This is a genomic window from Streptomyces sp. NPDC046915 (genome assembly GCF_040644935.1).
Classification (GTDB): domain Bacteria; phylum Actinomycetota; class Actinomycetes; order Streptomycetales; family Streptomycetaceae; genus Streptomyces.
Genome location: NZ_JBEYXB010000004.1, coordinates 89,064 through 101,009 on the forward strand (window position 1 = coordinate 89,064; position 11,946 = coordinate 101,009).

8 protein-coding genes are annotated in these 11,946 nt (G+C 72.4%); 7 read left to right on the plus strand and 1 reads right to left on the minus strand.

Going from position 1 to position 11,946, the window contains the following annotated elements:
* Positions 1–106: 106 nt before the first annotated feature.
* The 7 genes from ABZ915_RS11750 (at position 107) to ABZ915_RS11780 (ending at position 11,340) form a co-directional block, all read left to right on the plus strand.
* Positions 107–1,600, plus strand: coding sequence for a DUF4192 domain-containing protein (locus ABZ915_RS11750; protein WP_361799725.1), 1,494 nt, complete (start codon positions 107–109; stop codon positions 1,598–1,600).
* Positions 1,601–2,001: 401 nt separating this feature from the next.
* Positions 2,002–4,143 (plus strand): glycogen debranching N-terminal domain-containing protein, encoded by a 2,142-nt coding sequence (locus ABZ915_RS11755; RefSeq protein ID WP_361799728.1) that lies wholly within the window; start codon positions 2,002–2,004, stop codon positions 4,141–4,143.
* A 130-nt stretch (positions 4,144–4,273) separates the two neighbouring features.
* Positions 4,274–5,032, plus strand: a complete 759-nt coding sequence (locus tag ABZ915_RS11760) for an NUDIX hydrolase (protein ID WP_361799731.1) — start codon at positions 4,274–4,276, stop codon at positions 5,030–5,032.
* 72 nt (positions 5,033–5,104) lie between these two features.
* Complete coding sequence (locus tag ABZ915_RS11765) at positions 5,105–7,372, plus strand: ABC transporter ATP-binding protein (protein ID WP_361799734.1); 2,268 nt, start codon at positions 5,105–5,107, stop codon at positions 7,370–7,372.
* Positions 7,373–7,534: 162 nt separating this feature from the next.
* Positions 7,535–8,422, plus strand: a complete 888-nt coding sequence (locus ABZ915_RS11770) for a FadR/GntR family transcriptional regulator (protein WP_361799737.1) — start codon at positions 7,535–7,537, stop codon at positions 8,420–8,422.
* 387 nt (positions 8,423–8,809) lie between these two features.
* Complete coding sequence (locus ABZ915_RS11775) at positions 8,810–10,354, plus strand: RNA polymerase sigma factor (RefSeq protein ID WP_361799740.1); 1,545 nt, start codon at positions 8,810–8,812, stop codon at positions 10,352–10,354.
* Positions 10,355–10,473: 119 nt separating this feature from the next.
* A complete protein-coding gene (locus ABZ915_RS11780; protein WP_361799742.1) occupies positions 10,474–11,340 on the plus strand; it encodes a serine protease in 867 nt (288 codons plus the stop codon).
* 156 nt (positions 11,341–11,496) lie between these two features.
* Here ABZ915_RS11780 and ABZ915_RS11785 read toward each other — a convergent pair whose 3' ends face one another.
* On the minus strand, positions 11,497–11,727 hold the full coding sequence (locus ABZ915_RS11785) for a hypothetical protein (RefSeq protein ID WP_141357618.1): 231 nt from the start codon (positions 11,725–11,727) through the stop codon (positions 11,497–11,499).
* Positions 11,728–11,946 lie beyond the last annotated feature (219 nt).

Sequence of the window (11,946 nt, forward strand, 5' to 3'; positions counted from 1 at the left end):
GCGTGCCACGGCGCCCGGAACGGGAAGCGTCGGCCCTTGGCGTGTCCCTGCTCGGACTTATCCACAGGCTCAAGCGGAATCTCGTAATCCGCGAGATCGTCGGCGCATGACGAACCACAGCGAAACGACTGGACCCGCCGAAAACGGTGACATCACCGCACGAGGCGCACTCGACGCATCCATCGCACACGACGGCCAGGTCACCCTGCGCACCCCGGCCGAGCTGGCCGACGCCCTGCCCTACCTGCTCGGGTACCGCCCCGAGGACAGCATGGTCCTGGTCGCCCTCCACGACCGCGACGGCCGCGGCCGGTTCGGCGGGCGGGCCCGGCTCGGCATCCCGGCGAACCCGGACGACTGGGCCGCGGCCGCCCGGCAACTGGCCCACGGCCTGGTGACCGGCAGCGAACGCAGGGGCACCCGCCCGGAGCAGATGGTGGCCTACGTCTGCCAGGAACCGCAGAAGGGCGAGTCGTGCGGCGAGGTCATGCGGCGTCTGCGTCCGCTCGCCCAACTGCTGCGCACCGAGTGCGGCCGCCTCGACGTACCGGTGATCGAGGCGCTGTGCATCTCCGGCGGCCGCTTCTGGTCGTACTGCTGTCCGCAGGAGGGCTGCTGTCCGGCCGAGGGAACACCGATGGGCCTGCCCGGCACCTCCGTGCTGGCGGCTGCGGCCACCTATGCCGGCATCCAGGTGCGCGGAACACTCCGCGAGTTGCATGCCAGGCTGCTGCCCTGGGAGACCGCCGCGGCGCTGGAGCAGGAGATCGTCCTGGACGCCGCCGGCATGGATCTGGTGCCCCGGATCCTCGACGACACGAGCCGTGCCGAAGTGGCGGAGCAAACTCTCGACCTGGCCGAGCGGGTCATCGGTCGGTTCGCGGCGGCCCCTACCGTGTCCGGCGGGATCCAGGCGGACCGCCGCGACGACGAACTGCTCGGTCACGACGAGGCCGCGGCGCTCATCCTCGGCCTGCAGGACCGCACGACCCGCGACCGCGCCGCAGCGTGGATGGAGGGTGAGGAGGCCGGCCCGGCCCTGCGTCTGTGGCGCGCCCTGGCCCGCCGCTGCGTCGGGCCCTACGGGGAACACGCCGCCGCACCCCTGACCCTGGCCGGCTGGGTCGCATGGTCCACCGGCGACGAACTCGAGGCCCGTGAAGCCCTGGCCATGGCGCTGGGCGCGGACCCCGACTACCTCTTCGCCCGCCTCCTGCACCAGGCGTGCAACGAAGGCCTGGACCCGGAGTCGATCCGCCGCTGCCTGCGCACGGAACGCGCGGGACGCGCCCTTCCGGACGACACGCCCGAGGACATCACGCAGGCCCCCGACGCCGTGACCGGCCGGGACGTGCAGGAGACCGGCGGCCGGCGACGCCGCCGCGCACGCTCCGGCGAGCGCACCGACGCCCACCCGCGACCGGCACGAGCGGCGGAGGGCAAGCGAGCCCGCCCCACGGCGCCGGACCGCGCCCGCCCCGGCACCTCGAAGCCGGGGAGTACGCGCGCGCGTACGGCGGGGAAGGGCCGCGGCCGACCCGATGCCACCGCGCCGGAGGCCACACGATCCGCGGGCAACGGTGTGGAGGGGGACATGTGAACGTCGGCTGGATCCGACTGCCGACGGGCCGCTTCCTCTCCTGCGCCCGGCTCCGGCTCCGGCGTCGCTCGGTGAGGCGGGGCTGTGACGGCTCGGGAAGGCCGCCGTCCGGCACGCGCGGGCATCGGCCGGTCCGGGGGAGCGGGACCGGTTCCGGCGGCCCGGAACCCTTCCGCCGCCACCCGCGCGGTGGCCTGAACCTCACGTCGGCCCTCCGGACGCGCCGCCATCCGCTCGGCTCACCCGAGGGGAGGCGTGACCCGGAGGAGCCCGTTTCCGTTCACCTGAGTGGCGGAACGCCTGGACGGGCCGTGCCGCCGCACGTCCCGTGTCCCTCCCGAACCCTCGCCCAACCGGCGCCGGGCACGTCCCCGGCACAGAGAGCGCAGAAGAAGCCCGCCATGCATCAGCCGACTCCGCACGCCACAGGCGACGGCCGCCTCGCCCCCGGCCGGCCCGCGCCGTCTCCGGAGGGCGCCGGCCTCGGCCCGCCCTCCCCGGACAGCACGGGCGTTCCGCCCCGACCACCGAAACGGGGCGCCACCCTGCCCCGCGCAGACCCCGCACGCGCACCGCACCGGGCCACACACCGTCCGGCAGACCTGCCCCCCACCCACACCGCCCTGATCTGTGTCGCGCTGCCCGCCCTGGCCATCTCCACGGAACAGGGACAGCTGACCGGACGTGGCCTGGAGGGCTTCTACCGAGCGGGCCGCCGGCTTCTCTCACGCTGCCGGCTCAGGGTGGCCGGCCGCGAGCCGCTGCCGGTTCAGGCCAGGATGACCGGAGCCGACCGGGCCCGTTTCGTGGGGACGCTGCGCGCCTCGCCGGTCGCGGGCCCGGACCCGGACGTCGTCGTCGAACGCATCCGCCACGCCGACGGCACCGAGCGCATCACGCTCCACAGCGCCGCCCCGCGCCCACTGCGCCTGCCGGTCGAAGTGGCTCTCGCCACGGACCTCGCGGACCTGAGCGCCATCGCCTCCGGCAACGCGGGCCCCGAACTGCCCGCCACCGTCCACGACTCCGGCCTGCGCTGGACCCGCGCCGGCGAGAACTCCTCGGTCACGGCGCACCCTTCGCCCGCCGACGCGCTGGCCGCCGCGGGGCTACTGCGCTGGGAGTTCGAACTGCCGCCGGGCGGCACGGCCACCGTGGAGCTGCGGGTACGACCCGACGGCGGCGGACCGGTCAGAGCCGTGGGCCGAGCCGCGACGAGCCCCCTGGCGGCGGCCCGGGCGGCGGGGGACGACCCGCGGGTCCCGGCGCTCCTGCGCACGAGCGTCGAGGATCTGCAGGCCCTGCTGCTGCGCGACCCCGCACAGCCTTCCGACACCTGCCTCGCGGCAGGGGCGCCCTGGCGCTGCGGTCCGGCCCCGGCCGAGGCACTCGCCGCCGCACGGATGACGCTGCCGCTCGGCACCCGACTCGCCGCGGGCACCCTGCGCATCCTCGCCCGCACCCAGCTCACCGGCCCAGGACCGCGGACGGGCATGATCCCGGGGCCGCGTCGCGACGCGGGCGCATTCCTGCCGCCGGGCTGCACGGGCACCGAGGCCACACTGCTGTTCCCGGCCGTGCTGGCGGAGGCCCGCCGCTGGGGGCTGCCGGAGCAGGAGACGGAGCAACTGCTGCCCACGGCGGAGCGCTGCCTGACCTGGCTGCGGACCACCGTGGGCGAGGGTCCCTACCTCCACGATCCACAGCCGGGCGGGCCCATACGCTGTGAGACACAGGCCCACGCGCACCGCGCCGCGCTGCTCGGCGCCGATCTGCTCGACGCGTACGGCAGACCGGGTGGCGACGGGCTGCGGCAGTGGGCGCAGGAGCTGCGGAGCGCGTTCCGGGAGGACTTCTGGGCGGAGGACCCGGGCGGCGGCCGCCCGGTCGCGGCCCGTGGTCCGGACGGTCGCCCCGTTCCGCACCTCGGCTCCGCCGCCGTCCATCTCCTGGACACAGGTCTGCTGGGCGCTGGAGAGCTAGCGCCCGGCCTGCTCGACAAGATGCGGACGGGGCAGCTCGCCCGGCTGTTCGGCGCTCCGGCCATGGACTCCGGCTGGGGCCTGCGCGGGCTGGGCGCCAAGGAGGCGGGCCACAATCCGTTCGGCCACCGGACCGGGGCCGTCCGTGTCCAGGAGACGGCCCTCGCCGTCGCCGGGCTGGCCGCGGCGGGCTACGAGAAGGAGGCCGGCGGACTGCTGCGGGGGCTGCTCGCCGCGGCCGAGTGCTTCGGGCACCGGCTGCCCGAGATGTACGCCGGGGAGCAGCGCGCCGACGGAAACGCGCCCGTACCGCATCCTGCGGCCTGCCGCCCGGCGGCCACGGCGGCGGCCTCCGGCGTGCTGGTCCTCGCCGCGCTCGCGGGCATCCGCCCCGACGCGCCCGCCCGCACGGTCACCCTGCGCCCCATGCACAGCGCGCCCCTGGGCGAGATCGTCCTGACCGGACTGCGGGTCGCGGGCGCGCCCTTCTCCGTACGGGTCAGCAGACTCGGACTGGCCATGGTCGAGGAGGCGGCGGACGCCCTGCAACTGCGAGTGTGACCTCGGACGATACGAAGGACGACAGCAGCTGGAGTCGATCACGGGCCGCACAACGGGCTGAAGTGGATCAGACGCCGATGCGACCGGCGAAGGGCGTGTTTATCGTCAGGCAGACGACTATGATCGCGGCATGCCCTACGACCCGTCAGCGTTCCCGCCCTTCGCCGTCACCGTGGACCTGGTCGTGCTGACCGTGCGCCGCCACGCCCTGTGTGCGCTGGCGGTACGCAGGGGTGAGCCTCCGTTCCAGGGACGCTGGGCGCTGCCCGGAGGCTTCGTACGGGAGGACGAGGACCTGGCACAGGCCGCGGCGCGCGAACTCGCCGAGGAGACCGGGCTGCGCGCCCACGACCCGGACGCGCCGAGCCAGGACAACGGTGCGCATCTGGAGCAGCTGGCGACCTACGGGGACCCGAAGCGCGACCCGCGCATGCGCGTGGTCAGCGTCGCGCACCTCGCGCTCGCGCCCGACCTGCCCGCACCCCGCGCGGGCGGCGACGCCAGCAACGCGCGCTGGGCGCCCGTCGAGGAGCTGTTGCAGCAGGGCGGGTACGGCCGCGACGGGGAGCCGGTGGCACCCCTGGCCTTCGACCACGCCCAGATTCTTTCCGACGGGGTGGAGCGGGCGCGGTCCAAGATCGAGTACTCGTCGCTGGCCACCGCGTTCTGCCCGCCCGAGTTCACCGTCGGAGAGCTGCGCCGGGTCTACGAGGCGGTGTGGGCTGTCGCACTCGACCCTCGCAACTTCCACCGCAAGGTCACCGGCACCCCGGGGTTCCTCGTCCCCACCGGCGGTACGACCACCCGCCAAGGAGGCCGCCCGGCCCAGCTTTTCCGGGCCGGTGGCGCCACGCTGCTCAACCCCCCGATGCTGCGCCCCGAGGTCTGACCGCTCCGGCGCCGAGCGACGGCAGCGAAGCGGTACCCGAAAATTCGGACATATCGCGCTATCTTGCTGCGGGTGATCCAGGCCATCGGACTGACCAGCAACGCCCGCAGGGGATGCCCGCCTGCCGTCGACGACGTCTCCTTCGAGGCGCGGCCGGGCTGTGTCACCGCGCTCCTGGGAGCACCGGGTGCGGGCAAGACGACGACACTCAGGCTGATGCTGGAACTCGAACCGGGGCGCGGGATCACCTACTTCAGGGGACTGCCCCTGCACCGCATCGCCCACCCGTCGCGTGAGGTCGGCGCGCTACTGGGTGACGTACCCGGACACCCGGCACGCTCGGTCCGCGGTCACCTGCGCATGCTCTGTGCGGCGGCGGGAGTGCCCGTCCGGCGCGCCGACGAGGTGCTCGAGGCGGTCGGGCTCGTCAGTCTGCGCGAGGAACGCCTGGGTACGCTCTCGCGCGGCGTGGACCGCCGGCTCGGCCTGGCCTGCGCCCTGCTGTCCGACCCGCACACGCTGGTGCTGGACGATCCCGTGGACGGGTTGTCCGTCCGGGAAGGCCGCTGGCTGCACGGCATGCTGCGCGCGCACGCGGCGCAGGGCGGCGCGGTCCTGCTCGCCACGGCCGACCCCAAGGAGGCCGCTCGCACCGCCGACCGCGTCGTCACCCTGGAGCGGGGCAGGCTCCTCGCCGACCAGGACGCCTCGGAGTTCGGCCGCACCCGCCTGCGCCCCCGCGTCGCCGTCCGCAGCCCGCACGCCCCCCGGCTCGCCGCCCTTCTCGCCAAGGAGGCCCGTACGGACCGGCGCTCCGTCGAGGTCGTACCGGAGGGCGGCAACCATCTGTCCGTGTACGGCAGTACGACCGCCGAGGTCGGCGAGACCGCGTTCCGCCACGGGATCCTCGTCCACCAACTCGCGGACGAGGTGGGGGACATGGGCCCCGGAGCCGGAGCCCGGCCGTCGGCGGGCAGCGGACTCCGCGACGCGGACGAAGCGGCGCCGGCGAGCCGGCGGCACACCGCGGACGGGTACGCCGTTGTCGGGCAGCCGCGCAAGGGTGACCGCTCCGGCGCGGACGAGGCATCCGCGGTGGACCGAGCGGAGGACATCCATGAGTTGTCCGCCACGGACCGGGCGGAGGACACCCGTGAGTTCTCGGCCATGGACCGAGTGCAGGCCGCCCACGAACGGCCGGCGGCGGACCGATCCCCGGCCGGAGGCGCCCTGTGGACTCGAGGGCAGCCGCAGCCCGACGGGGACTCGCCCGCCGCGGACGCGGCACCCTCGATCCCCGCCCCGTCGGCCGGAGTGGCGGTCGCGACCGCCAGCGCCACGCATTCCGCTCAGGACTCCGCCATGGCCCAGGCAGCCCAAGCGCATGCGGACACCGCCACCGCCGCGGCGGCGAGTCGTACGTCCCTCACCGAGGCGTACGCGCCGCACGACGGGCCTGACCCGGATGGCGATCGGACCGTCCCGAGCGGGTCCGGGCTCACCACCGAGCATGCCGTCCCCGCCTCCGACCCCCTGTCCCCGCTCCCGCCTCCCATCTCCGTACGCGCCGCCCCCAGCCCCCTCCGCCCGCTGCGCTACGAACTCCGGCGTGCCTCCGGCATCGGCACGGGTTTCCTCACCTGCGGCGCCGTGCTCGTGGTGTCCGCGCTCGCCGCCGTGCTGTTCGCGCGTCTCGGTCACACCCCACAGGCGCGCCTGTTCGCCGCGTGGCCGCTGGAGCTGCCCCTGCCGCCCGCGGCGTTCGGCGCGGCGCTGCTCGGCGCGCTGGCCTTCGGTGACGAGTTCCGCCATCCCGCCCTGGCGGCCGACCGCGGCACCGTGCCCCGCAGGCTGGGGCTGCTGACCGCGAAACTCCTCGTCTCCGGTGCCACGGCGGGGATGCTGGCCTTCCTCACCGTGGGCTGCGACGCCGAGGTGCTCTACGTCGTCTACGGCCGGGAGCTCGCGAAGGTTCCCGCCGACTGGCTCTCCCTCTGCGCGAGTTGGTTCGGGCTTGTGGTCGGGTGCGCCTGGGCCGGTGTGCTGGCCGCTGGAGTCTTCCGGTCTACCACGGGCGGGCTCGCCGCGGTGGTCGCCGTACCGGTCGTGGTCGTGCCCCTCGTGGAGAAGGCGCTGGAGGGCCCGGCCGTGCGGATGGCGGCGGACTTCCCGCTGCGCATGCATCAGGTCTTCCTGTTGCAGTGGCCCTTCGGGGGCGAGCGCTACCTGGTCGCCGCGGCCCGGGTCGTCTCCCAACCCGTCGGCAGCGCACTGGCGTTGTCGCTGACGGCCCTGCTCTGCGCGTATCTGTGCACGACCCTGAGGAGCGGTCTCCGGTGACTACTGTGCGTGCTCACCTGACCCCACCATGCGCACAACTCCCCACAGAAAGCCCATTTCTTTCCGATAAGGCGTCAAGTGCGATGGGGTAAGCGATCACCCTTTCGTGTGCTTTTCACCAAAGCCCTCAAGGGAGTTGGACACAACGCCGACAAAGGATCCGTGAGTACCCTTGCGCACACCATGATGACCGCCGCCCGCTCCGCCGACTCAGGTCTGTCCGGTCCGGGCGAACTCGACCGCTATCCCTACGCCGAGACGTCCGCCGTCGACCGCGTGGGAGCGCCCGTCTGGGACGGCGCGGACCCCGAACTGGGGCGTGTGGGCCGACGCACCGCGGGCAGCCGCGGCCGCGGACTGCACGGCCAGCTCGTGCAGCAGCTGGGTCAGATGATCGTCTCGGGCGACCTGGGCGCGGACCGCCCGCTGGTGCCCGAGGAGATCGGCCAGCGCTTCGAGGTCTCCCGCACCGTCGTCCGTGAGTCCCTCCGTGTCCTGGAGGCCAAGGGGCTGGTCAGCGCCCGCCCGAACGTCGGCACGCGCGTGCGTCCCGTCAGTGACTGGAACCTCCTCGACCCCGACGTCATCGAGTGGCGCGCCTTCGGGCCGCAGCGAGACGACCAGCGACGGGAGCTGAGTGAGCTGCGCTGGACGATCGAGCCGCTCGCGGCGCGCCTGGCCGCCGGGCACGGGCGCGAGGACGTCCAGCAGCGCCTCTCCGACATGGTCGAGATCATGAGTCACGCCATGACGCAGGGTGACATGCTCACCTTCTCCCGCGCCGATGCCGAGTTCCACACGCTGCTCATCCAGATCGCGGGCAACCGCATGCTGGAGCACCTCTACGGCATCGTGTCCGCCGCCCTGCAGGTTTCCGGCGGCCCGGTCACCGGCTGCGAGCGGCCGAACGAGGCTTCGGTGGCCCACCACGCGCGTATCGTCGACGCGCTCGGCACCGGGGACGGCGTGGCTGCCGAGGCGGCCATGCGTCAACTGCTCACCGTCCATCCCGAGGTCGAGCGCGTGGTGCCCGCCCCGCGCGAGCACTGACCCGCACCGTAGGGCGGTGGGGTCGGAGTGCCGCGTTCTCGTGGTGTGGCCGGGCCCGGGAACCGTCAGCCGCCGGACCGCGTCGGATCCTTCGGGAACCCGCGGGTCCGGCGGCGTGATCATCTACGACCTTGTTTGTCCGTGTCTGGCCGTTTTTGCGTGTTTACGGGGTGTGACTCGGGCCACGTAGATTGGGCGTAACGCTTGTGGGAACAACGCGATGACCTAAGAGGTGACAGCCGCGGAGGGAATACGGACGCCATACAAGGCGCTGTGCATCTTCCCGGCCCCCGCCCGCGCCGTCGGCCCATCCCCAAGCCGGCGGTCGGCTCCTGTCCGTCTTGGACGGGGCCGGAAGCCGTTTTCCAACGTTCCGAGAGGTTGTTCGTGTCGGCCAGCACATCCCGTACGCTCCCGCCGGAGATCGCCGAGTCCGTCTCTGTCATGGCGCTCATTGAGCGGGGAAAGGCTGAGGGGCAGATCGCCGGCGACGATGTGCGTCGGGCCTTCGAAGCTGACCAGATCCCGGCCACTCAGTGGAAGAACGTACTGCGCAGCCTCAACCAGATCCTCGAGGAAGAGGGTGTGACGCTGATGGTCAGTGCCGCGGAACCCAAGCGGACCCGGAAGAGCGTCGCAGCGAAGAGTCCGGCCAAGCGCACCGCCACCAAGACGGTCGCGGCGAAGACGGTGACCACGCGGAAGGCCACCGCCACCACGGCCGCTCCGGCCGCGCCCGCCGACCCCTCCGCCGTCGATCCCGCCGAGGAAGCCGCACCCGCCAAGAAGGCCGCAGCCAAGAAGACGACCGCCAAGAAGGCGGCCGCGAAGAAGACCGTCGCCGCCAAGAAGACGGCGGCCAAGAAGACGACCGGGAAGAAGGACGACGGCGAGATCCTCGAGGAAGAGGTTCTCGAGGACACCAAGGTCGCCGACGAACCCGAGGGCGCCGAGAGCGCGGGCTTCGTGCTCTCCGACGAGGACGAGGACGACGCGCCCGCCCAGCAGGTCGCCGCGGCCGGCGCCACCGCCGACCCGGTCAAGGACTACCTCAAGCAGATCGGCAAGGTACCCCTGCTCAACGCCGAGCAGGAGGTCGAGCTGGCCAAGCGCATCGAGGCCGGCCTCTTCGCCGAGGACAAGCTCGCCAACGCCGACAAGCTGGCGCCGAAGCTCAAGCGCGAGCTGGAGATCATCGCCGAGGACGGCCGCCGCGCCAAGAACCACCTCCTGGAGGCCAACCTCCGTCTGGTGGTCTCCCTGGCCAAGCGGTACACCGGCCGCGGCATGCTCTTCCTGGACCTCATCCAGGAGGGCAACCTCGGTCTGATCCGAGCCGTCGAGAAGTTCGACTACACCAAGGGCTACAAGTTCTCCACGTACGCCACCTGGTGGATCCGTCAGGCGATCACCCGCGCAATGGCCGACCAGGCCCGCACCATCCGTATCCCGGTGCACATGGTCGAGGTCATCAACAAGCTCGCGCGCGTGCAGCGCCAGATGCTCCAGGACCTGGGCCGCGAGCCCACCCCGGAGGAGCTGGCCAAGGAGCTCGACATGACTCCGGAGAAGGTCATCGAGGTCCAGAAGTACGGCCGCGAGCCCATCTCGCTGCACACCCCGCTGGGTGAGGACGGCGACAGTGAGTTCGGCGACCTCATCGAGGACTCCGAGGCCGTCGTCCCGGCCGACGCGGTCAGCTTCACGCTCCTCCAGGAGCAGCTGCACTCGGTGCTCGACACCCTGTCCGAGCGCGAGGCCGGCGTCGTCTCGATGCGCTTCGGTCTCACCGACGGTCAGCCGAAGACCCTCGACGAGATCGGCAAGGTGTACGGCGTGACGCGTGAGCGCATCCGCCAGATCGAGTCCAAGACCATGTCGAAGCTGCGTCACCCGTCGCGTTCGCAGGTGCTGCGCGACTACCTCGACTAGGTCGCACGCTCCGATCGAAGGCCCGGTCTCCCCGCGCGGGAGCCGGGCCTTCGTGCTGCGCGCCGTGGCGCTCTGGATGACTCTGGGTGTCCTGATCCCACCCAGAGTGAGGAGCCCCTATGCGCCGACCCTGTGTCCGAGTGTTGCTCCGGCCGCTGTTCCTGGCGGCTGTCACCGCCGCCATACCGTTGGCCGACGCGGTCCCCGTGGCGGCCGACAGCGTTGTCGTGGGGGGCTTTCCCGTGGACGTGTCCGAGAGTCCGTGGACGGTGGCGCTCTCCAGCCGTGACCGGTTCGGGGGTACGCGGGCGGGGCAGTTCTGCGGAGGGGTGGTGGTCGGGCGGACGACGGTGCTGACCGCGGCCCATTGCCTGGCCGAGGAGGTCCTGGGGGCGCCGCCCGACAAGGGACACGACCTCAAGGTCATCGCCGGTCGTACGGATCTGCTGTCGAGCGCTGGTCAGGAGATCGCCGTGCGCGACATGTGGGTCAATCCCGGATACGACAAGGTCAGCAACGCCGGGGACTTCGCCGTACTCACCCTTGCCGAGCCCATGCTTCAGAGCTCTGTCGTGCCCATGGCGGCCGACCGCGACCCGGCGTACGCGCCGGAGACCGACGCCTTGGTCTACGGGTGGGGTGACACGACCGGCGCCGGTGACTACGCCCGGCACTTGCACGCCGCACGCGTGCGCGTGCTGGCCGATGCCCTTTGCGCCCGGGCCTATCCCGGCGGGCCCGACGGCAAGTACCGGTCGGACTCCATGCTGTGCGCCGGTGAGGCCGCGGGCGGCCCTGACGCCTGTCAGGGTGACAGCGGAGGCCCGCTGGTCGCCCAGGGGCGATTGATCGGACTGGTGTCCTGGGGGAACGGCTGCGGGAGACCGGGCAGCCCCGGCGTCTACACGCGGGTGTCCGACATCATGCGGGCACTGGGGTGGGTGAACCGGGGGAGTGGCGTTCGGGGGCCGCAGGCGGGCGCCTGAGGGCTCCTGGGGGCCTACGGGTGTTCAGGGTCGGTGCCGCTACGGCGGCGGGCCCCGACCGGCGGGTGAACCAGTACGGGCGGCAGCTCCCGTCGGTCGGGAGCTGCCGCCCGTTCACCGGCCTGTGCCGGCGCTGGCTCGTCGTTTTGCGAGATGTCAGCGCTCTTCTTCGGACGCGTTTGCGGGAACGGACGTCAGCCGCTCCGTCTCGTCCTGTATCTCAGCGGCGATCTTCTTGAGTTCCGGCTCGAACTTGCGGCCGTGGTGGGCGCAGAAGAGCAGTTCTCCGCCGCTGAGCAGGACGACGCGCAGGTATGCCTGGGCGCCGCAGCGGTCGCAGCGATCGGCGGCCGTCAACGGGCTCGCGGGGGTCAGAACAGTAGTCACGTCGCCTCTTCTCTAGCTCGACGAGCTGTCGTACCAGGGTCAACATCCAACCAGCCCGAAAACGTTCCCGCTCGTGGCTTTTCCTCGAAAGAATCTTTCCCGGGGCGGCTGCTTGCTGCCGGTTGGCGGCGAATGTGCCGTATTGCGTTTCTTGCGTGCTTACGGGTTCGCGCTGTCAGTGTGTCGGTCGGTATTCGTCCTCCCGGCTGGCTTGCCGGT

Bases quoted from the DNA above. Each gene is read 5' to 3' on its own strand.
- ABZ915_RS11780 (WP_361799742.1), top strand. From the start codon at position 10,474: ATGCGCCGACCCTGTGTCCGAGTGTTGCTCCGGCCGCTGTTCCTGGCG.
- ABZ915_RS11750 (WP_361799725.1), top strand. From the start codon at position 107: ATGACGAACCACAGCGAAACGACTGGACCCGCCGAAAACGGTGACATC.
- ABZ915_RS11755 (WP_361799728.1), top strand. From the start codon at position 2,002: ATGCATCAGCCGACTCCGCACGCCACAGGCGACGGCCGCCTCGCCCCC.
- ABZ915_RS11760 (WP_361799731.1), top strand. From the start codon at position 4,274: ATGCCCTACGACCCGTCAGCGTTCCCGCCCTTCGCCGTCACCGTGGAC.